15 protein-coding genes are annotated in these 20,911 nt (G+C 65.6%); 8 read left to right on the plus strand and 7 right to left on the minus strand.

What is annotated here, in order from left to right:
* Window positions 1–9 precede the first annotated feature (9 nt).
* Window positions 10–351 (minus strand): hypothetical protein, encoded by a 342-nt coding sequence (locus ATE62_RS23285; protein ID WP_156420559.1) that lies wholly within the window; start codon window positions 349–351, stop codon window positions 10–12.
* Between ATE62_RS23285 and ATE62_RS10710 the strand changes: the two genes are divergently transcribed.
* From ATE62_RS10710 to ATE62_RS10720, 3 genes are read left to right on the plus strand one after another with little or no spacing between them, the layout of a single operon-like run.
* Entirely contained in the window at window positions 340–3,222 is a 2,883-nt protein-coding gene (locus ATE62_RS10710) for a type 2 lanthipeptide synthetase LanM family protein (RefSeq protein ID WP_058808423.1), read from the plus strand. The two genes, ATE62_RS23285 and ATE62_RS10710, sit on opposite strands and share 12 nt — an antisense overlap.
* Window positions 3,219–5,111: an ABC transporter ATP-binding protein gene (locus tag ATE62_RS10715; protein WP_058808424.1), complete on the plus strand. Its 1,893-nt coding sequence runs from the start codon at window positions 3,219–3,221 to the stop codon at window positions 5,109–5,111. The genes ATE62_RS10710 and ATE62_RS10715 overlap by 4 nt, the downstream gene beginning before the upstream one ends.
* Complete coding sequence (locus tag ATE62_RS10720) at window positions 5,108–6,559, plus strand: FAD-binding oxidoreductase (protein ID WP_058808425.1); 1,452 nt, start codon at window positions 5,108–5,110, stop codon at window positions 6,557–6,559. The genes ATE62_RS10715 and ATE62_RS10720 overlap by 4 nt, the downstream gene beginning before the upstream one ends.
* Window positions 6,560–6,619: 60 nt before the next feature.
* On the opposite strand, the gene ATE62_RS10725 is transcribed toward ATE62_RS10720, so the two are convergent.
* Both ATE62_RS10725 and ATE62_RS10730 read right to left on the minus strand, forming a co-directional pair.
* The gene (locus tag ATE62_RS10725; protein WP_058808426.1) at window positions 6,620–7,546 is read right to left on the minus strand and encodes an aldose 1-epimerase family protein; all 927 of its coding nucleotides are present in this window, start codon (window positions 7,544–7,546) and stop codon (window positions 6,620–6,622) included.
* Between the two features lie 27 nt (window positions 7,547–7,573).
* Entirely contained in the window at window positions 7,574–8,812 is a 1,239-nt protein-coding gene (locus ATE62_RS10730; RefSeq protein WP_082662732.1) for an ROK family transcriptional regulator, read from the minus strand.
* Between the two features lie 30 nt (window positions 8,813–8,842).
* Between ATE62_RS10730 and ATE62_RS10735 the strand changes: the two genes are divergently transcribed.
* From ATE62_RS10735 to ATE62_RS10745, 3 genes are read left to right on the plus strand one after another with little or no spacing between them, the layout of a single operon-like run.
* Window positions 8,843–11,125, plus strand: coding sequence for a TonB-dependent receptor (locus ATE62_RS10735; protein ID WP_082662733.1), 2,283 nt, complete (start codon window positions 8,843–8,845; stop codon window positions 11,123–11,125).
* Complete coding sequence (locus ATE62_RS10740; protein WP_082662734.1) at window positions 11,125–11,907, plus strand: DUF1868 domain-containing protein; 783 nt, start codon at window positions 11,125–11,127, stop codon at window positions 11,905–11,907. Before ATE62_RS10735 ends, ATE62_RS10740 begins: the two co-directional genes overlap by 1 nt.
* A gap of 4 nt (window positions 11,908–11,911) precedes the next feature.
* A complete protein-coding gene (locus tag ATE62_RS10745; protein ID WP_058808428.1) occupies window positions 11,912–13,270 on the plus strand; it encodes an MFS transporter in 1,359 nt (452 codons plus the stop codon).
* A 54-nt stretch (window positions 13,271–13,324) separates the two neighbouring features.
* Here ATE62_RS10745 and ATE62_RS10750 read toward each other — a convergent pair whose 3' ends face one another.
* Window positions 13,325–14,740, minus strand: coding sequence for an aldehyde dehydrogenase family protein (locus tag ATE62_RS10750; protein WP_058808429.1), 1,416 nt, complete (start codon window positions 14,738–14,740; stop codon window positions 13,325–13,327).
* Window positions 14,741–14,840: 100 nt separating this feature from the next.
* Between ATE62_RS10750 and ATE62_RS10755 the strand changes: the two genes are divergently transcribed.
* The gene (locus ATE62_RS10755) at window positions 14,841–15,485 is read left to right on the plus strand and encodes a TetR family transcriptional regulator (protein WP_058808454.1); all 645 of its coding nucleotides are present in this window, start codon (window positions 14,841–14,843) and stop codon (window positions 15,483–15,485) included.
* Here ATE62_RS10755 and ATE62_RS10760 read toward each other — a convergent pair.
* Both ATE62_RS10760 and ATE62_RS10765 read right to left on the minus strand, forming a co-directional pair.
* Window positions 15,482–16,267 (minus strand): SDR family NAD(P)-dependent oxidoreductase, encoded by a 786-nt coding sequence (locus ATE62_RS10760; RefSeq protein ID WP_058808430.1) that lies wholly within the window; start codon window positions 16,265–16,267, stop codon window positions 15,482–15,484. The two genes, ATE62_RS10755 and ATE62_RS10760, sit on opposite strands and share 4 nt — an antisense overlap.
* A 7-nt stretch (window positions 16,268–16,274) precedes the next feature.
* Window positions 16,275–18,017 carry an N-acyl-D-amino-acid deacylase family protein gene (locus ATE62_RS10765; RefSeq protein WP_058808431.1) on the minus strand — a complete coding sequence of 581 codons (1,743 nt, stop codon included), beginning with the start codon at window positions 18,015–18,017 and terminating at the stop codon, window positions 16,275–16,277.
* Window positions 18,018–18,104: 87 nt separating this feature from the next.
* Between ATE62_RS10765 and ATE62_RS10770 the strand changes: the two genes are divergently transcribed.
* Window positions 18,105–18,701, plus strand: coding sequence for a TetR/AcrR family transcriptional regulator (locus tag ATE62_RS10770; RefSeq protein ID WP_058808432.1), 597 nt, complete (start codon window positions 18,105–18,107; stop codon window positions 18,699–18,701).
* A 9-nt stretch (window positions 18,702–18,710) separates the two neighbouring features.
* On the opposite strand, the gene ATE62_RS10775 is transcribed toward ATE62_RS10770, so the two are convergent.
* Complete coding sequence (locus ATE62_RS10775) at window positions 18,711–20,864, minus strand: molybdopterin-containing oxidoreductase family protein (RefSeq protein WP_058808433.1); 2,154 nt, start codon at window positions 20,862–20,864, stop codon at window positions 18,711–18,713.
* Window positions 20,865–20,911 lie beyond the last annotated feature (47 nt).

The raw sequence follows: 20,911 nt of genomic DNA on the forward strand, positions 1-20,911 counted from the left end.
GCCCGAGTTTTAATTAGATGGTCCGTTGATTTGTGCCAGCATCAAGAAAGATAGCTTTGTTTCAATCTGATACATATTATTGTTAAAGTAGGCATAAGGCCATTTTTCCATGGATGCGGCATTTCCTAAGCAAGGAGAGTAGTAATGAGCCTGTCTAGCCACAATAAAGCCATGGTCGCCAAGTGGAAAGATTTCAGCAACATCGAATCTCCCGCTGGCGCATTGTTCACCAATGGTGATCACGCCGAAGCCGATATCGTGTGCCAGACCGGCACCGGATCCGGGAAATGCGGTACGGTCTGCAGTGGATCGATGACCAATCCCTGCTGCTGATCGAATATGTCGAAACATGCGGATTACCGCATTTTCGATGAGCAACTGGACCGTTTGATCGCGCCCTTCCGGGAGCGATTGGCGGTCCATTTGTGCGGTTTGACCGGCCTTGCGAATGAAGAAGGGCGAGTCATCGCGGCCGCGGCCGAGGAAGCTTTTTTCGCTCGCCTGTCGCGGCGACTGAACCGGGTTCTCATCCTCGAACTCAATGCGGCCCGCGTCGAGGGCCGCCTCGCCGGCGCGACCTCCGGCGAACGCTGGCTCGATTTCTTCGAGACCGCAAAAACACAGGCATTCTGGGACTATTGTTTCACGGAGTATCCCGACCTGCGCGCGCGCATAGACCGGCTGCTGCGGAATCAATGCGAGGCCGTCGTCGAAATGGCGACCCGCTGGTGCGCCGATCGGCCGCGCATTGCCGCGATGTTGCGGAGCGACACGCTCGTATTGACCGCCGTGTCGCTGGGCGAGGGCGATACGCACGGTGGCGGGCGAACGGTCAATATTCTGGAAACCGATGGCGGGACGATCGTGTACAAGCCCCGGTCGCTGGCCATCGACGCCGCGCTGAGCGAATTCGTCCGATGGCTCGCGACGCAGGTCGATGGTCCGCTTCACATCGAAATTCCGCAGGTCATGGATCGCGGCGAATATGGCTGGGCGCAGTTTGCGGGCCATGAATATGCCGCGAACGACGGCGAATGTCGGCAATTCTATCGCGGTATCGGGCAGCTGCTCGCCCTGATGCGCCTCCTGGGGGGAACCGATCTCCATGCGGAAAATCTGATCGCGCATCGCAACAGGCCGGTCCTCGTCGATTGCGAGACGCTGTTCACGCCCAATGTCACGCCGGTGCCCTCGGGCTATGGCGAAGCCTATGACCATTGCCTGGAACTGACGCGCGGCGGGGTGCTGGCCATCGGCCTCCTGCCCGATCGCGGCCAGGCGCTTGGCTGGCGGGGCGTGGACATGTCCGGTGTCGGCGGGCTGTCGGGTCAGCAGCCCACGACCAGGATCCCGGCGATCGTCGATGCCGGCCTGGATACCGCGCGCGTGGAAATGGTGACGGCGGAGCTTCCCAGAACGGCCAATCATCCGTCGGAAGAGCCGGCGATAACCCTCTATTGGTCCGACATCGTCGCCCAGTTCAAGGAACTGAGCGCGACCCTGCGCGCACTCGATCGGGAAGGGGTGCTGCAACCCAATCTCGACCGGTTCCACGACAAGCAGATCCGGGTCGTGGTGCGGCCCACCGAATCTTATGCCGAAATCGAACGCATGCTCTGGCATCCAGCCGCCCTGGCGCATCCGTCGGAAGCCCGGCAAAAGGCCGAAGCGCTATTTGCCGAAATGGCCGAAAATATCTCTTACGCTCCCGGCGATCCCGTCATCATCGCGGGCGAGGCCGAAGAATTGCGGCATGGAGACATTCCGGCCTTTACGACGCGCAGCGATTATGGCGCGCTGACCGGGCCGAACGACACCGAATGGCTGCCAAGGCAGAATCTGGTCGCTTTGGCGCTGGACGATTGGCGAAAGGCCGATCTGGAGGCCGAGGCCAATTTCATTCGCGCCACCGTCGTGAGTGCCTATGTCTCGGACGGGCATATGCACGACGGTGCATCGGTCTGGATTCCCTCGGGCGACACGGACGATCTGGACAGGCGTCGCCGCTCGCATGCGGCGCGGATCATGGCGCAGATCGTGGCCAATGGACATACGGCGGAAGACGGTACGGTGGCGTGGATCGCGCCCACCCTGACCCCCGCCGGCTGGTCGGTGTCGCCTCTGGGTGCCGATCTCTACGCCGGACTGTCGGGATTGCTCCTGCTCACCGCGGCCTATTCGCGCGAAGTGCGCGCCGGCAGGGCCGATCCCGTGGCGGACCTCGAAAATGTCATGGGCCGGTTGGACAAGAGCCTTGGGTGCATGGAAGAGCGGCAATTGCTGGAAATGCAGAGCGCGAAGCATGTCCGGCCGCCGCCGGTCGGGGGCTATGCCGGCGTTGCTTCGCAGATCTGGACCTTGTTGACAGTGGGCGACATCGACGCCCGTCGCCGGGCGAACGGGATCGAGCGCGCGCTGAAGCTGGTTCCGCTGATCGAATGGGGCGCGCGGACCGAGGAAAGCAACGACCTTCTGCACGGGTTGGCCGGCGCCATCTATCCGCTCGTCCAGCTCGCCGACATGAGCGGCAACGACCATCCGTTGCATGTCGCGCGCGCGCTGGCCGAGCAGTTGACCCGGAAGAGCCTCGTAGATGGGGGACGGGTCAGTTGGCCCGTGCCCTATGCCGAAGGCGGCCTCGGCGGCTTCTCTCACGGTACGACCGGCATCGGCTGGGCGATGCACAAACTCCACGAAGCGACGCGCGATCAACGCTATCGCGATCTTGCCGACGGAGCGTTCCGGTTCGAGGACGATCTCTATGATCCGGTCCAGCGCAACTGGCTCGACCTGCGGCAGATTGATGGCGTCACGGACAGCGTCGCGTGGTGCCATGGCGCGGTCGGCATAGCTCTGGCGCGGCTGGATATCGAACCGTCGCTCCACAGCGAACGGGGCCGCGATATGGTCCAGATCGCGCTCGACGCGGTTTTCGATCGCGGGCTGGGGTGGAATCACTGCATATGCCACGGCGATTTCGGCGCCTGGGATCTCGTCGGGAACACTGAAGTGCAAAAGGCGACGAACCTGCCGATGTCGGCCGAAGCCTTCTGCGCATCGCTGCTGACCAGCCTGGACGTTCATGGCCCGACATGCGGCGTCGTGCGGAACGCGTTCCTGCCCGGTCTTTTCACCGGGCATGGCGGGGTCGCCTATCAGCTGCTGCGCATGCACCCGGACTGCGACTTGCCCTCGGCGCTCATGCTGGGGCGCCGCCGGTGACCGGGATCGAAGACCGCGAGGATGACGGCGACCTGCTGCCGCCCTATTGGCGCCTGGCGAACCAGGACCTGCCCAAAGGCCTGTTCGCCACGCTCGCCCGCGCGCGCATGGCAAGCGCCGCGGTCATCGATATCGTCCGCCATTCGGCGCCGCGCCAGGCCTTGACCGTATTCCTGTCGCAGCTGCTGATCGGCGTGACCGTGGCCGCAGCGCTATTGTTCATGAACAGGATATTCGAGCCGCTCTTTTCGGGGGCCGACGTCATGGCCAAGCTGCGCGCGGTGGCGCCGGCGATCATGGCGCTCGGCGCGATATTCGCGCTCCGGATCGGCTTCTCGTTCGTGCTGGCGATCAACAAGGCCAGCCTCGCCCCCAAGGCGCGGCTGGCGGCCGAGGAACAGCTTTACCGAGCGACCTTGGACATTCCCCTGTCCGATTTCGACGACCCGAATTTCTATGACCAGTTGCAGCGCGCGAGGGACCGGGGGATTTTGCATCTGGAAGGGTCGATCGCGGCATTGATCGAGGCCTTTGCCGCCCTGTTCGCCGTGGCCGGGGCAATGGTGGCGCTTTTCATCCTGCACCCTGCGTTGCTCCTGCTGATGTTCCTGCCCGTCGTTCCGAGCGGACTGGGCGCGATCAGGGCCGCGCGCGTGCAATATGACGGAATGGCAAAGACCGTTTCGCTGATGCGCATGTCGACGATCTACGGCGAAATGGCGACGAAGCGCGAAACCGCCGCGGAGCTTCGCGCGCATCAGGCGCAACCCTTCATTCTGAACAAATTTCGTCATGCGGCCGGGCAGCTGCGCGACCACTATATCGCCATCGCCCTGCGCGAGGCGACGATCACCGGCGTGGCATCCTTGTTCTCGGGGGTCGGCTGGGCCCTGGCCGTCGCGCTGTTGCTCGCCATGATCGTCAATTCCTGGATCGACCTGGCGCTGGCGAGCGCCGCCATCGTCGCCTTCCGCGTCGCCGCGGGCGCGCTCGAGCAGTTGGTCACCAACGCCCACACGCTTGTCCAGAAATCGCTCTATATCAGCGATTATCAGGGCTTCATGGACGCGGCCAGACGGCGCGCCGAGACTCAGCCCACGCGTCCCGTGCCGCGAAGCCCGCAGCGGATCGGCGTTCATGGCCTCAGCTTTCACTATCCGGGAAGCGAAGGGCGATGGGCCCTGGAAGCGATCGATTTCACCGTCGAAGCCGGGGAAACGATTGCGCTCGTGGGGGAAAACGGCTCGGGCAAGACGACCCTTGCGAAGCTGCTCGCCGGACTCTATCGGCCGCAGAAGGGCATGGTCGCATGGGATGGGCATGACCTCGCCGACATGGCTCCCGGAGAGATCGCCGACCGGGTATCGGTGGTCATGCAGAACCCCGTTCGCTGGCCCGACAGCGCGCGCGCGAATATCGAGATCGGCCGCTACCGCGAGGGCGTCGAAAATGAAGAGAAATTGTTGCGCGCCGCCGAACAATCGGGCGCGCTTTCGATCATCGAACAATTGCCCCGCGGATGGGCAACCCTTCTCTCGCGCGAATTTCATGCAGGCCACGATCTTTCGGGCGGGCAATGGCAGAAATTTGCCATCGCCCGCGGCCTGTATCGCGATTGCCCCATCGTCATATGGGACGAACCCACCGCGCCGCTCGACGCAAAAGCCGAAAAGGCCACCTATGAAGCGCTGCGTCGGTTGGGCCGCGGTCGCACGGCATTCCTCATCACCCATCGCCTGATGAGCATCAGGAGTGTCGACCGGATCCTGTTCCTTCAGGACGGACGCCTTGCCGAACAGGGGAGCCATGACGAACTGATGGAGCGGGACGGCGCCTATGCGGCGCTGTTCCGTTTGCAGTCAGAGCTGTATAATTCCAATCTGCTATGAGCGGGCTCCGCCGTTCCGCGCTCGCCGCCGATGCCGAGCGCGCGCTGGGCCGGGACTTTGCCGGCCGGTGCATCGGCCGCGATGAAGACGACATCGCCCTGGTCTACAAACAGCATGCCGCCAACTTGCCCTTGCCTTTGCCCGAGCTGCTGATCGCTTGCCGGACCGGGCAGGACATGGTCCGGGCCTTCGAATTCGTGCGCGACCGGGGCCTTTCCTTTTCCGTGCGGAGCGGCGGCCATTGTTTTGCCGACCTGTCCAATCGCGGCGAGGTCATCCTCGACTGCGCCGGCATGAACGGCGTGGCGATCGACGCGGATCGTAAGATCGTGGCCGGCCCCGGGGCGCTGTCCGGCGATGCGATCGCCACCCTGGCGAAGGCGGATATGACCTTGCCGGTCGGGGGATGTCCGCTCGTGGCGCTCGGCGGCCTGTCGCTGGTCGGCGGGTTCGGACTGACGGGGCGATCGCGAGGACTCTTGGCCGACCGAGTCTCCGCAGCCCATGTCCTGCTCGCCGATGGCCGGCTTCTGGAATGCAGCGCGAACCGGCATGACGACCTGTTCTGGGCCCTGTTCGGCGCCGGCCCCCTGGGCTTCGGAATCGTCACGCAGCTGCAATTCGATCCGGCCCCGCCCCGTCCGGGGATCGCAGTCGATGGCGCTTGGCCGATACGCTATGCGAAAGAGATTTTTGCCCTCTGGCAGGATTATGCGCCCGTCGCGGACCCTGCTTCTTCGGTGCAGATCAGCTTGGTCGCGCCGGAAAATCCGGACGATGACTGTTTCGTGCGATGCTATGGCGTCATCCTCGACAAGGACCAAAGCGATGGGGACGGGCGCGATGCCCTGCTCGCAGGGCTGGCGAAACATTTCGGTCCCTTCGCCAGCCGCATCGAGATCGCGGCCAAGTCTGCCGAGGACATGCCGCTCTATGCGTGCGGCGCACGGACATATCGGGGCGAGCCCGCCTGGCTGCCTTCGCGTCCCTATACGGGTACCGCGCTATTGGCGCAGCGCTCGCAGTTTTTCGATGCGCCGCTGCCCGGCGATGCGATCGCCGGACTGATCGAGCGTTTGCAGGCCGATCGCACCGAACTGCAGGCGCGGGAGATCGAATGCATCCCCTGGGGCGGGAACTATGCGCGACCCGATGCGCAAAACTGCTTTTCGCATCGGCAGGCCCATATGCTGCTGCGGTACAACAGCCTGACCGGCCGGCAACCGGCGCCAGCCGTCCGCACATCGATGCAGAATTGGGTCGATGCGTGCCGCGATATCCTGCGCCCGTACGCCAATGGCCGCATCTATGCCGGTTATGCGGAAAAAGATCTTCCGGACCCCATGGCCTCCTATTTCGGGGAGGCGGCCGCGCGGCTCAGTGCGCTCAAGCGGCACTATGACCCCGATAATATCTTCATGGGATCGGTTTCCGCTTTGGACCGCTGATGCATCCCGGTGGCGGAGGACGTCAGCTCCCCCCTAAAGCGCGACCGAAAGTGCCGGTCGTCATTCGGCCATCGGCCTTCGGGGACCGCAGCAGCTTGCGAGCGCGCATCCTTCCAACGACACGCTAAGGTGGAAGCTTCGTATACCCTCAGGCGGCAGCCTCAAAATGCCGGGCTTGTCCCAAACCTCGCCGGAAAAGTCGACCGGGTCGGCCATGCCGGCCCACGGCTCGATGCAAAGATAGCGGGCGCCGGGCTTCTGCCAGATGCCCAGCCAACTCGTATCCGGAAAGGCAATCCGAAGGTTCGGCGATCCGGGCGCACCCCAGAGGAGACTGCGGCTGTCCAGCTTGTCCCAGATGAGCGCATCGCCATCGAACATCCCGTATGTCGGCACGAGCATGTCTCCGTCGACCGGAGAAGGCCGGGTGTCCGCTGCGATCAGGCCCGTCGCCCGATCGACCGTCCGGAGCGGAGAAGGCTCGGGTCGATCAAAGAGAATCCGGTGGTTGGAAGCTGCGGCACCATAAGGCAGCGGCCATGCGAAAGCGGGATGAAACCCGAAGGAGAATGGCATCGCCGTGTCGCCCTCATTCGCCACGCGTGCGCTTATGGTCAGGCGTCCGCCGTCGAGATCGAAGACGATCTCCAGCGAGAATTCGAAGGGATAGACGAGGCGGGTTTCGGCGTCGGCTTCGAGCCGCAAAGCTGCCCGTGTCTCGCTGTGCTCCAGCAAAGCGAATGGCTTGCGGCGTGCAAAGCCGTGTTGCGGCATCGGATATTCGTGCCCGTTCAACCGATACCGGTCATCGCTGCAACGGCCGACGAACGGGAAGAGGATCGGCGCGCGCCCGGTCCACCAGCGCGGGTCGGCGTCGGTCATGAGTTCGCGCCCGGCGTCGTCGCACAGCGACCATAGTTCGGCGCCCAGAGGATTGATCGTTGCGGTGAGATCGCCGCTCGAGATGACGGGCAGTCTTGCTGTCATCGACGTCGGTCCGCCGGGTGTCGCAGCTCATCCATGCGCTTGTCCGGTCCAATGATAGAGTTTCTGGAGCGGTAGGAGCGCGGCGCCCATGGCAGCGGCAGCGGCCGGGGCTTCCGCGGGAACGAGATGGGGAACGGGCCGGGACTGGGCCCGCCGATGCTGGTCGAAGAAGCGGATGTGGGGAATCGCCAGCCGCGCGAGATCGTTCGGCAGGCGGCCGCCCAATATGATCGCATCGATATCGAGGATCGCCCCTGCGTTCGACGCGATGATCGACAGCGAACGGCTTACCTTGAGTACCCACCGCTGCACGGCAGGCCAACCGGCGTCGAATTCGCGGAGCAGCTCGTCCACGGTTTCGAACCTGATCCCGTCGGCCCCGAGTTCGAGCCGCAGGACCTCGAGGCTCGGGAACACGTCGATCGTCGGTTCGAGCCCGCCGGCAAATTCGCCGGCATTGCCGTGCCGGCCCCGCCAGAGCTTTCCGTCGAGGACGACACCGCCGCCTACCCCCGAACCGATGAAGAGATAGGCAAAGCTGTCGTAACGCTGCCCCGCGCCGACCAGGCATTCGGCAAGGGCGGCCGCGTTGCCGTCGTTCTCGGCATAGACGGGCATGCCGAGCCTGCCCGTGAAATAGTCCTCGAGATCGAGATCGGCCCATTCGTCGAGTCCATAGGGCGTGTTGAAGATGCCTTGGTGGAGGAAGGAGCCGGAGACAGCGAGCCCGGCGCCGATCGGCGCCCTGCCGCCCGCGATATTCCCCACCAGCGCATCGATGCACGTCGCAAGGCGTGTGGCCGCGCCGGCAATGTCGGAATTGGGTCCGGCAAGATGTTCGTTCGCGAGGACCTTGCCCGCGAAATCCGCGATCAGAACGTCCATAGCGCCGGGCGCCACCGAAATCCCGATGCTGGCGCAATGATCGGGAACGAGCGAAAAGCTGTTCGCGGGATAGCCGCGCGACCCCATCTTCACACGCTCGCCGCTCGATATCATGCCGCGGTCGGCGAGGCCCGCCAGGATGCGCGACGCGGATTGCTGGGTGACATCCAGCCGCTCGGCCAGTTGCGCCTGCGTGATGGTGCCGGTGCGGAACATCAGGTCGAGCGCGCGGCGCTCGTTTCGGGTCAGCTCGATCATGCCTGCAATTGAGCGGCAAGCGCGAGGCAGCGCAAGCGAATTCACACTTGACGTGTGAATGTCACCAAAGATACACATTAAGTGTGAAATAGAAGCGGAAGGCCGACGATTCGCCGGTATCATTCACGCCTTTGATGTAAGAGGGAGAGCATCATGTTGACGATTCGCACGTCCGATTTCCGCCGCGCATGGGTTCAGGGCGCGGCCCTTGCGGCCTTCCTGGCGACTCCGGCTTTCGCCCAGGATTCGGTGCAAGCCGCTGCGGGCGAAGCGGTTCCGGACGGATCCGACGCCGGTGCCGGCGGCGATATCATCGTCACGGCGACCCGCCGGTCGGAATCGATCCAGAAGGTGCCGATCGCCGTATCGGTGGTCGATGGCGAACTCATGCGCCAGCAGGGGCTTGCCAACCTCAAGGATATCGCGGGTCAGGTGCCGACCCTCAATTTCCGCACGGCCGCTTCGAACAAGGATCAGGCCGTCTTCGTGCGCGGTCTCGGTACGGTATCGACGTCGCCGGGCGTGGAGCCGTCGGTCTCGACCGTTCTCGACGGGGTCGTCCTCGCGCGCCAGGGGCAGGCGACGCTCGACCTACTCGATATCGAGCGTGTCGAGGTGCTTCGCGGGCCGCAGGGCACCTTGTTCGGCAAGAACGCGTCGGCTGGCGTGCTGAATATCGTCTCGAAGAAGCCCGACGATGATTTTCGCGCCTTCGTCGACGTCAGCGCGTTCGAGGATGGCGAAGGGCGCGGCCGCGTCGGCCTTGCCGGGCCGATCTCGCCCGGACGCGTGGCGATCGGCGTCAACATGATGGCGACGACCTACCGCGGCAACGTTCGCAACCTCTTCGACGGCGAGCGCGTCAACGGCTATGACAAGATCGGCACACGGGCGCGGTTGCGCTTCACGCCCTCCGATACGGTCGAACTGCTGCTGACCGCGGATTATGTCTGGTCGAAGGACACCACGCCGCAGGGCGTCCCGACGCGGACCTTCCTCACCGCCTTTCCGACAGGTGCCGTCACCAGTTTCCCGAATTTCGCTGCGGCGTTCCTGCCTGGGGTGGCGAGCGAAGACGGCCGCATCATCAATTCGAACTACAACACCCACGTGGTCGACGAGAATTTCGGGATCGCGGGCGAATTGAACGTCGAATTGGGCGACTTCACGCTCACCTCGATTTCGGCGTGGCGCGGATGGAACAACAAACAGCTGCAGGATCAGGACCGGCTGCCCGCAGCCGTCGTCGGCATCGCGCAGCTCCACGATGTGGGGCGGCTCGATTTCGACCAGATATCGCAGGAGGTCCGGCTCACCTCGCCCAAGGGCGAATTCATCGACTATGTCGTCGGCGCCTTCTATTTCCGCGGCCGCAACAGCGAGAATTATCAGCGGCAGACGACGGTCCGGACGGCGGCTGCCACGACGATCACCAACGGCGTTGCCGATTATGGCGTGACCAACAAGAATCTCTCGGCTTTCGGCGAAGCCAATATCCATTTCAGCGACCGCTTCCGGGCGCTGGCTGGCCTGCGCTGGATCCGCGACGAGCTGAGCTATGACTTCAACCGCGTGTCGTCGTCGCCGACGCCGGTGACGGGCATCCAGACCAGCTTCGCCGCGAGCGGGCAGACGGTCTCGAAGGATTTCGCCGGGCGCGCAGGTCTCCAGTTCGATCTGGCGCCGCGTGCGATGATCTATGGAACCTATTCGCGCGGCTATAAGGGGCCGGCCTATAATCCCGCCTTCTCGATGCTGCCGCAGGACACGCTGGCGCTGAAGCCCGAGACCTCGGACGCCTATGAGCTCGGCCTGAAGTCGAAGCTCTTCGGCGGCGCCGTGACCTTCAACGTCGCGGGCTTCCTGCAGAAGCTCGAAAATTATCAGGTGCCCTTCTTCGACACGTTCAACAATTCGCCGATCAGCCGGCTGATCAATGCCGGGCGGGTCTCGACCCGCGGTGTCGAGGTCGATCTGTCGGCTGCCGTCGGTGACCATCTGACGCTGAGCGGGGCGGCCGCCTATACCGACGCGAAGATCGACGAGTTCACCTGCCCCGCAGGCACCAACGCGTCGTGCCAGATCAACGGCTATACTTTGCCCTATGCGCCCAAATGGCGCATCAACGGCCGCGCCGAATATCGCGCGCCGGTGTCGGGCGGGATCGACCTGGTGGTGGGCACCGACGTGAACTGGCGCACCGACACGCAGTACAGCATCAACCAGACGCCCGACACGATCCAGCCGGGCTATGCGATCTGGAATGCCAATATCGGCATCGCAACGGACGACGGCCTGCGGGTGATGCTCCTTGCGCGCAACCTGACCGACAAATCCTATTCGACCTTCCTGACGCGGTTCGGCCAGGGCGTGGCGCGATTTGTCCCGCGCGACGACCGGCGCTATTTCGGGATCAGCATCAACAAGGACTTCTGATGAGCGACAGCAGAGCATATCCCCGCCGCGAATTTTTCGCGGCGGGCGCTGCCGCGGCGCTTCTGGCTGCAGCGCCGGCGATGGCGAAGCCCGCGAGCAACGAGCGCGACGCGACGCGGAAATTTTTTCCCGACGGCCGGGTTCATCCCTTTGCCGGTAATACGATTATCTGCCACCTCGACCAGCAGGGTCCGCGAAGCTCGCCGTTCGATACGATGCTCGACATCTATCGCGAGCTTCCGGGCAGGAACTATGCGCGCAAGCTCGCGCTGCTGCCGCCGTCGAGCTATCACATGACCCTGTTCGGCGGCGCGACCGATGCGAACCGTGCGCCGGGGCAATGGCCCCGCGATGTCCCCGCCGACGCTTCGATCGCCGAATGCAACCGGATCGTCGGCGAGCGGCTGCGAACGGGGCCGGTCGCATCGCCTGCCGAGATACGGATGAAGGTCGACACGTCGGATTCGGGTTATGACGGCAACACCCTCCGCATCCCGCTCGCGCCCCGCGACGCCGCCGAGGCCGAGACGCTCAGCGCCTTGCGCGACAGCTGGTCGGACGTGGTGGGGGTTCGCTCGCCGCGCCACGATGAATATCAGTTCCACATCACGATCGGCTATCTGATCCGGCCGCTCAGCCCGCGGGAAACAAGGGATGCGCTGGCCGATATGGCGAGCTGGAAGGCGCGCATGACAAGCCGCAGTCCGATCATCGAATTCGGCCGCCCCGAATATTGCACCTTCGACGACATGTTCGCCTTCAAGCGCCAATTCTTCCTGTGATGCCGTGAGCAGGGCCAGCGCCTCCGAACTGCGGGCGATCGGTTATTCCGCGGGGAACCTCGGCAAGAACCTGCTCTGGTCGGCGGCGGACCTGACCCTGCTTTTCATCCTGACCGACATCCTCGGGCTCCCGCCGGGTTTCGCGGGGACCGTCATGATGCTCGCGCTGGTCGGCGACATGGTCATCGATCTCAGCGCGGGACGCCTCGCGGCCGCCGCGGAGCGCCACGGGATCGGCTATGGCCACATGCTGTGGCTGTTCGCGCCCGCGTGCGCGGCATCCTTCGCGCTGCTCTATGCGCTGGCGGGGGAGGGAAGCGGCGACGCTGCGGGCATCGTCCTCGCGCTCGTCGCCTTCCGGATTTTCTACGGGCTTCTCGACATCCCGCACAACGCGATGATGCCCCATGTCGTGACCGACAGCCGCGCGAGGGGGAGGGTATCGGGCTATCGCTATATCTTCAGTTCGATTGCGACCCTGCTCGTCACGCTGTGGCTGGCGCCCGAGGTCAGCGCAGCATCGCTCTCGGGCAAGAGCGCCGATCTCGAGACCTTCGGTATCGTGGCGGCCGGCCTCTCCGTCCTGACCTTGTGGATCGCCGCCAGCTGCTTTCGTGCCCCTGTCCGGACGCCGGAAATCCCGCCCGGCCGTGTGCGTATCCTGCCGAGGTTCAGCACGGATTATGTGAAGCTTCTCGTTCTGGGGCTGTTGGCCGGCGGTGCATCGGCGATGTTCGCGCGCTCGATGATCTATTACGGTACCCATTATCTCGCCGACGCGGAGGCCGCCGCCCGGATCCTCTCTGCGCTCGTCCTCGGCCAGCTGGCCGGAACGATCGTGTGGAGTACGGCCAGCCAGCGCTTCGATTCCCGCCACGTGCTCGCCTCTGCCAATGCGGTCTCGGCTCTTCTCGTGCCGGCTTTTCTCCTTCTGCCCACCGATTTGCAGCCCGCCGGCGGTTTCCTGATCGGTGCCGCCCTCGCGGGCGTCTTCGCCTTGCCCTGGGCGATATTGTCGGATGTCATCGACGCGGACGATGTGCGCTTCGGCTGCCGCTACGAGCCTCAGGCCGTCAGCCTGTTCGTGACGGTGCTGAAGGGCGGGGCTGCGCTCGGCATCGCCGCCATGGGCTGGACGCTCGATGCCGTTGGCTACGATGGGGCGGGCAGCCGCTCGCCCGCCATCGCCACAGCCGTCGTCGGCCTCACGATCCTTCCCGCGGCGCTGGGCGGTCTGGCTGCGAGCGTGATCGCCTGGTCGCTGAAGGGCGGACACGCGTCGCACGCCCGGCATCTCGAACAACTGGCAAACCGGCGCTCGGCCGGGCCGCTGGCTGACAAGAAGCCAGACGGAGACATCTGACGGCAATGCCGGGGCCGCTCGCGGGAATCCGGCGCGGCCTTTGATTTTCGGGAATCAGGCAGGGATATAGATGCTCTGCGGCGCCATATATTCGAGCATGCCCTCCAGGCCGTTCTCGATCCCGAAGCCGCTCTGCTTGTGGCCCGCAAAGGGCGTGTCGGGACGCAGCATCAGATTCTGGTTGATCCAGACCGTGCCCGTCTCGAGACGGCGCGCGATCGCCACCGCCTGGTCGATATCCTTCGACCAGACCGCCCCGGCAAGGCCGTAATCGCTGGCATTGGCGCGATCGACGACCTCGTCGACCTCGTCGAAGCGCATCATCGGCAGCACGGGGCCAAAGGCTCCCTCCTGCACCACCGGCGAATCCTCGGGCGGATTGTCGACGATGGTGACGGGGATGAAATAGCCGCCGGTATCGGGTCCCGCCGGGCCCTCGACGAGGGTGAGGCCATCGGCGCGGGCATCGGCGATCAGCGCGGTGACGCGCTCGAACTGGCGGCGGTTCTGCAGGGGGCCGAGCACGGTGCCCTGCTCGCTGCCGTCGCCGAGCTTCACCGCCTGCGCGATGGCGGCTAGGCGGTCGCGTAGGGCGTCGTAGATATCGTTGTGGACATAGAGGCGCTTGGTCGCGACGCAGATCTGCGCGCTGTTGAAGAAGGCGCCGAAGAAGATCTTCTGGGCGACCTCGTCGAGGTCGACGTCGGGCAGGACGATCGCGGCGTCGTTGCCGCCGAGTTCGAGCGTCAGGCGCTTCAGGTCCTTCGCGGCGCTTTCCATCACGCGCTTGCCCGTCGCGGTCGAGCCGGTGAACGAGATTTTGGCGAAGCCCGGATGTGCGGTCATCAGCGGGCCGAGCGCGTCGCCGCCCGAGATGATGTTGAGCACCCCCGCCGGGAAGACGTCCTTCAGCAGTTCGCCGATCTTGAGCATGCAGAGCGGGGTGAAGGGCGACGGCTTCAGCACCATCGTGTTGCCCGCGGCGAGCGCGGGGGCGACCTTCCAGATCGACAGGTTCACCGGGAAATTCCACGGCGAGATCGCGCAGACGGCGCCGAGCGGCACATAATGGGTTTCGATGCGCTGGCCGTCGCCCTTGTCGATCACATGCACCGGCGGCGTCATCGCGGCATAGGCGCGGAGCCAGGCGACGGCGATGCCGATCTCGGACCGGGCGCCGTCGGTGGGGCGCCCCTGTTCGCGGGTGAAGAGGCGCGCGAGCTGCTCGGCGTTGGCGGCCAATATGTCGGCGGCCTTGAGCAGGCAGGCCTGGCGTTCCGCGACCGGCACGTTGCGCCAGCTCTTGAAGGCGCGGTTCGCGGCCGCCACGGCGGCGTCGAGCTGCGCCTCCGAGCAATCGGGAGCGGAAGCGAAGACCTCGCCGGTCGCGGGATTGATCACCTCGATCGCGGCTTCGCTGCCCACGAGCGCGCCGTCGATCAGCATCGAATAGCCGGTGTCGAAATTCATGGGGCCTCTCCTGCGATCCGATTGACTCGGGTTAAATGTCCATTTAAGCCGCGATTAAATGAACATTTAAATCGCGTCAAGGAGAGGAGCCGCGATGGGCATGGCCGAGGGCGGGGCCAAAGGCGGGGCCGTAGACCAGTCCGCGCAGCCGGCGACCGCGCAGCGGATCGTCGATGCCGCGCGCAGCCTGATGATCGAGCGCGACCTGCTCGAAGTGTCGATCGCCGACATCTCCGAACGCGCGGGGACCAATGTTGCGCTGGTCAGCTATTATTTCGGCAATCGTGAGGGGCTGATGATCGCGATCGTCGAGGGCGACGCGCGCCGCGCCGCGGGGCATCTCGACCGCCTGCTCGCCGCGGACATGACGCCGACCGCCAAGATGGAGCGGCATATCCGTGGGATGATCGAGGCTTATTTCGATCGGCCCTATCTCAACCGCCTGCTCCACAAACTGCTTCGCGAAGCTTCTCCGCAAGCGTCGGCGAAGGTGGGTGCGAGCTTCGTCCGGCCCGTCACCGAGGCGCGGCGCGCGATGATCGCCGACGGCGTGGCGCGCGGCGAGTTCCGTGCGGTCGATGCCGACCTGGTCAGCTTCGCGATCGACGGCGCCTGCGCGCATCTCTTTTCGTCGGAGCAGTCGCGCCGCACGGTGCTGGGCGACGGCTCGCTCGATCATAACCTGATCGATCGTTATGTCGTCACCGTCACCGACCTGATCGTCGGCGGGCTGCTCGCGCGCTAGTCGGCGAGCGCCGCCTGCGGGTTGAAACCCAGCGTCGCCGAATAGCCGCCGTCGACCCCGATCGACTGGCCGCAGACGAACGAGGCGGCGTCGGACAGCAGCCAGACGATCGCCGCGGCGCTTTCCTCGGGCGTGCCGAAGCGGCCGATCGGGTGCATCTTCGCCGCGCCGCGCATCGCCTCCTCATTGCCCTGCAGCACGCGGTGCAGCATCGGCGTTTCGGTGCCCGCCGGGGCGATCATGTTGACCCGGATGCCGCGCCCCGCCTGCTCGACCGCCGCCGAGCGGGTGAGCGCCCACACCGCGTGCTTCGACGCGGCATAGACCGACTGGCCCACCAGCCCGGTAAAGGATCCGACCGACCCGACGTTGACGATCGCGCCGCCGCGGTCGCCCATCGCCGCGATCTCGGCGCGCATCGCGAAAAAGACGCCGCGCGCGTTCACGTCCATGATCTCGGCATAATCGGCGTCGGTGAGCGCGTGCATCGGTGCCATGCGCCCCTCGACCCCGGCGTTGTTCACCGCGCCGTCGATCCGGCCGAAGCCGTCGGCGGCGGCCGACACGAAGCTGTTCACGGCGTCGGAGGAGCGCACGTCGACCGGCAGCCCCAGCGTACGCGGCGCCCCCGCCTGTGCGGCTTCGGCAGCGACCGCCTCGGCCTTGGCGCGGTCGCGCGCGCCGACGACGACGGTCGCGCCCGCCTGGCCGCAGGCGATGGCGGTCGCGCGCCCGATGCCCGTCGATCCGCCGACGATCAGGATGACCTTGTCCGGGAGCATGAAGCGATCAGGCCGCGCGCGCGATCTGCGGCCGCGGGGCGGCGTCGCCGAGGTAAACCCCCGGCGTCGCGCCGAGCGGGCGGTCGCGCTCGAAGGTCTGCTCGCCGTTGACGAAAATCTGGCGATAGCCGCCGGCACGCGCCTTGCGCCGCCAGTCGCCCCCCGGCTGGTCGTGGACGACGTCGAACCGGTCCTGGTCGAAATAGAGCTCGTCCAGGTCATAGATCAGCATATCGGCCGCCATGCCCTCGAGCAGCGCGCCGCGATCCTTGATCCCCATCGCGCGCGCGGGCTGGTACGACAGGCGGTAATGCATCTCCTCGAGCGACAGGAAGTCATTGTCGCGCGCGAGCCACAGGATCAGGTCGGTGGTCCATTGGCCGCCGCTGAAATTCTTGGTGTGTGCGCCGCCGTCCGACGCGCCCGCGAGCACGCGGCCGTTCGACAGCAGGTCGGCGACCTTGGCGGGGTCGATCGCGATGCCCGGCGTCTTGAGCTCGATGCGCAAGTCGCTTTCCAGCGCGGTGTCGATGAAGGCGTCGACCTCGCTCTTGCCCTCGGCGGCGGCGATTTCGCCGAGTGTCTTGCCAAGATACGCCTTGGGATCGTTCGAGCCGGGACCCATGCCGATGACGGTATAATCGGCGAGTCCGCCCGCGGTCGCCTCGAACATCACGGGGTCGTAACTTTCGTTGAAGCGGCGGCGGAAATCGGGATCGAGCAGCTTGGCGCGCTTGTCGGCGGGGTCCTTGCAGAAGGTCAGCTCGCGATAGACGTCGAGCGCGTCGAGCGAGCAGCCGGGCGAATTGAACAGCTCGGTCTCGTTCCACGCGCGGCAGATGACCGTCGCGGCGTACATCTCGACGCCCTCCTCTTCGTTCATCGCGTCGAGCCAAGCCATGCTCTGGCGGTGGAGGTCGGGGGTATATTCGCTGACCGAGAAGACATTGTGCAGGATCGGGCGCCCGGTTTCGCGCGCCAATTTTTCGCTGATGCTGCGGTCGCCGACCGGTCCGATCTGCGATATGACCTGGATCATGCCCTCCTGCCGCTCGCTGAGCGCGCGCGCCATCGCACAGGCATCGTCCGGGTGCATCACATCGGTCGGCATCGGCGATCCGTCGACGTCGACATGGTTGTTCTCGTGCCCCATGAAGCTCAGCGACAGGCCGCAGGCGCCGGCGTCCATCGCTTCGTGGATCAAGCCCTTGATCGTCTCGATCTCGGCCGCGGTCGGCCGGCGGTGCTTCGCCTCCTCGCCCATGACATAGAACATCACCGCATTGAGCGGCAGGAACATCGTCAGATTGACGGCCTTGGGCGTCCGCCGCATCGCCTCGACCAGCTCGGGAAAAGTCTCCCACGACCAGGGGAGCGCGGTCTGCATCTGGATCGCGGGGACCTGTTCGGTCGTCTCCATCATCAGCATCGCGCGCTCGCGGTCCTGCACATGGACGGGCGCGAAGCCGAAGCCGCAATTGCCGGTGACGACGGTGGTGATGCCATTCTCGCCCGCGTTCGAGCAGGTCGGGTCCCAGAAGATCTGCGCGTCATAATGGGTGTGGGTGTCGATATGGCCGGGCGCGACGATCAGGCCGTCGGCGTCGATCACGCGCGCGCTGCCGGGGTCGGCGATCGGGCCGACGCGCGCGATCTTGCCGTCCTTGATCCCGATGTCCGATTTGAAGCGCGGAAAGCGCGTTCCGTCGATGATCGTCCCGTTCTTGATGACGAGGTCGAAACCGTACATGACAAATCTCCCGGTATGTCGTTTCCGGGCAAGAATGCGACAAAAAATAATTTTCGTCAAATTTTCAGATTTTCTGCGGGTTGAACGATGGATCATGAACTCGAAACCGAGGTGGCACGGCGGACGCAGGCGCGCATTTTGGACGCCGCGAATCAGGTGATCGCCAAGGTCGGCTACAAGAGGCTGCGGATGGAGGCGGTGGCCAAAGGCTCGGGGATCACGCGCCAGACCATCTATAATTATTTCCCCAACAAGCAGCAGCTGGCGACCGCGGTGCTGCTGCGCGAGGGCGCGCTGGTCAACGAGCGCGCCAAGGAAAATATCCCCGATGATCTGGAGGGCGGGGCGCTGCTGTCGGCGGCGGTCATCGCGCTGGTCGATGCCGCGCGCGCGATGCCGATCTTCGAGGGCATGTTCGAGGAAGGCTCGGTCGGTTTCGTCAACGAACTCGCCGAACATTCGCGCGTGATCGAACTGATGATGCACGAATATTGGTCGCCGGTGATCGAACGGCTGCGCGCGACCGGCGAGGTGCGAACCGACATTCCGGTCGAGCGGCTCGAATGGTGGCTGAGCTTCGTCTATCGCGCGCTGCTCGCGCGCCCGCCCGAGGACCTCGACGACCGCGCCGCGATGGACGCGCTCGTGCGCGACTTCCTCGGCCCCAGCGTGATGGGGCGTTAGGGACCCTGATCAGGCCGCAATCGGCGTCACCGCCACCGGGATGCCGTCGATGAAGGTCGTCCCCGACACGCGCTCGACCGCGGCCGGACCCAGTCCGAGCAGCAGGTTGATGTTCGCGCCGGGCAGCGTGTTCGCGTGGCGCCAGCCGCCATTATGCCCCCAGCCGTGCGGGTAGCAGACCGCGCCCTCGACGACATCGTCGCTGACCTCGACGACGACCTCGACCGCGCCATGATCGTTCGACACAAGCGCGCGGCCGCCATCGGCCAGGCCGTGCCGCGCCGCATCGGCGGGGTGGACGAGCAGCGCGGGCTCCTGCGATCGCGCCAGCTTCTCGGGATTGTGCATCCAGCTGTTCATCGACTTGAGCTTGCGCTGGCTGAACAGCTTGAGCGCCGCCGGCTCGGGCGGCGCGGCGCGATGCGCGGCGAAGCGGGCGAATTCCTCGGCCACGATCGGGTGCCATAGCCGGATCTTGCGGTCCTCGGTCGCGAGGTGACCGGCCCAGCCGTCATAGGTGAGCGGCAGGTCGAGCATCATCCCGTGCGGCATCGCGGCGAGCCGGGCGAAGCTCAGCGCGTCCGCGCCGCGCCGCTTGCCGAGCGGGCCGTGGCGCAGCCCGAGCTCCACGAGGGTGAGCGGGGTGATCGTCATCCCCTGGCGTTCGAGCCAGCGCAGCCCCGGCGTCGGGGCGACCGAGCCCAGCCCCATGCGCGCGACCAGATCGTCGAAGATCGCCTTCTCCTCGCGCGCCTCGCCCATCGGCGGCACCGCGGCGCGCGCATATTGGATGAAGGGCCGCACCATGTGCGACAGGCCGATCAGCGGGATATCGTCCTTTTCGAGGAAGGTCGCGGCGGGCAGGATATAGTCGGCGAAGCGGTTGGTCTCGGTCATGTACAGGTCGACCGAGAAGAGCAGGTCGAGCGACTCGAGGGCTTCCTCGAGCCGCTCGCCCCCCGGCGCCGACAGGACAGGGTTACCCGCGATGACCATCATCGCGCGAACCTGGCCCGGGCCAGGTTCCAATATGTCGTCGGGCAGCGCCGCGGCGGGCATCAGCCCCGCGACGACCGGCAGGTCGCCGATGCGCGTGCGGTGCTCGCCATAGCCCGACAAAGGCTCGGCCCCCTCGGCGAGCGGGAAGGCGCCGAAGGTCGACCCGCCGACCTGGCCGAACTTGCCGCCCGCGATGTTGATCGCGTCGAGCAGCAGATTGGCGAGGGTCGAGAAGCGCCCGCGGCACAGGCCGACGCGGCCGTACATCGCGGCGCGCGGCGCGGCGGCGAAGTCGAGCGCCAGCTTTTCGATCGCGGCGCGCGCGATACCCGTCGCGGCGGCGGCTTCGTCGAGGTCGACGCCGAGCACCGCCGCGCGCAGTTCGCCCCAACCCGTGCAATGCGCGGCGAGGAACGCCTCGTCGACTGCCTCGGCGTCGATCATCGCCTTCAGCATCGCGGCGTGCAGCCAGGCGTCGGCGTCGGGCCGGATCGCGACATGCTCGTAGCGTTTGGCGGTCTCGGTGCGCCGCGGGTCGATCACGATCACGCGCCCGCGCGCGGCGATCGCGTCGAGGTCGTGGCGCATGCGCGGCGCGGTGAGCAGCCCGCCGTGCGACACCAGCGGGTTGGCGCCGGTGACGATCAGCAGGTCGCAGTGCGGCAGGTCGGGGATCGCGTTGCGAAAGGCGACGCCGTAGAGGATCCAGCTCGCGAGGTGGCGCGAGGTGCTGTCCTGCGATCCCGCGGCATAGAATTTGCTGCTGCCGATCCGCTGCAGGAACCATTGGCTCGACAGGAAGGTGTCGGTCGAAAAGGCGCCGGGGTTGCCGAAATAGGTCGCGACCGCCTCGGGCCCGTCGCGCGCGATGATCGCCGACAGCCGCGCCGCGATATCGTCCAGCGCCTCGTCCCACGACACTTCGGCGAATTCGCCCGGTCCGCCGACGCGTTTCAGGGGGCGCAGCACGCGATCGGGGTCGTTGGCGATATCGACGATCGCCGCGCCCTTGACGCAGATATGCCCCTGGGTGTGCGGATTGTCGCGGTCGGGCGACAGCTTCACCGGGCGCCCGTCCTCGACGGTGACGACGGTGCCGCAAAAGGCCTCGCACAGCCGGCAAAAACTGACGTGCTCGCTTCGACTCGCGCCGGTGTCGGCCATTTTCCTCTCCGCCCGATGTCCGCCAAAACCCCGCGAAAAAGCTGATT

Origin of the sequence: Sphingopyxis sp. HIX, from assembly GCF_001468285.1 — a bacterium.
Lineage (GTDB): Bacteria > Pseudomonadota > Alphaproteobacteria > Sphingomonadales > Sphingomonadaceae > Sphingopyxis.

What these genes read in the sequence shown, in the direction of transcription:
- ATE62_RS10710 (WP_058808423.1), top strand. Translation starts at nt 340, where the DNA reads ATGTCGAAACATGCGGATTACCGCATTTTCGATGAGCAACTGGACCGT.
- ATE62_RS23285 (WP_156420559.1), bottom strand. Translation starts at nt 351, where the DNA reads ATGTTTCGACATATTCGATCAGCAGCAGGGATTGGTCATCGATCCACT.
- ATE62_RS10720 (WP_058808425.1), top strand. Translation starts at nt 5,108, where the DNA reads ATGAGCGGGCTCCGCCGTTCCGCGCTCGCCGCCGATGCCGAGCGCGCG.
- ATE62_RS10725 (WP_058808426.1), bottom strand. Translation starts at nt 7,546, where the DNA reads ATGACAGCAAGACTGCCCGTCATCTCGAGCGGCGATCTCACCGCAACG.
- ATE62_RS10730 (WP_082662732.1), bottom strand. Translation starts at nt 8,812, where the DNA reads ATGATACCGGCGAATCGTCGGCCTTCCGCTTCTATTTCACACTTAATG.
- ATE62_RS10735 (WP_082662733.1), top strand. Translation starts at nt 8,843, where the DNA reads ATGTTGACGATTCGCACGTCCGATTTCCGCCGCGCATGGGTTCAGGGC.
- ATE62_RS10740 (WP_082662734.1), top strand. Translation starts at nt 11,125, where the DNA reads ATGAGCGACAGCAGAGCATATCCCCGCCGCGAATTTTTCGCGGCGGGC.
- ATE62_RS10750 (WP_058808429.1), bottom strand. Translation starts at nt 14,740, where the DNA reads ATGAATTTCGACACCGGCTATTCGATGCTGATCGACGGCGCGCTCGTG.
- ATE62_RS10755 (WP_058808454.1), top strand. Translation starts at nt 14,841, where the DNA reads ATGGCCGAGGGCGGGGCCAAAGGCGGGGCCGTAGACCAGTCCGCGCAG.
- ATE62_RS10760 (WP_058808430.1), bottom strand. Translation starts at nt 16,267, where the DNA reads ATGCTCCCGGACAAGGTCATCCTGATCGTCGGCGGATCGACGGGCATC.
- ATE62_RS10765 (WP_058808431.1), bottom strand. Translation starts at nt 18,017, where the DNA reads ATGTACGGTTTCGACCTCGTCATCAAGAACGGGACGATCATCGACGGA.
- ATE62_RS10770 (WP_058808432.1), top strand. Translation starts at nt 18,105, where the DNA reads ATGGATCATGAACTCGAAACCGAGGTGGCACGGCGGACGCAGGCGCGC.
- ATE62_RS10775 (WP_058808433.1), bottom strand. Translation starts at nt 20,864, where the DNA reads ATGGCCGACACCGGCGCGAGTCGAAGCGAGCACGTCAGTTTTTGCCGG.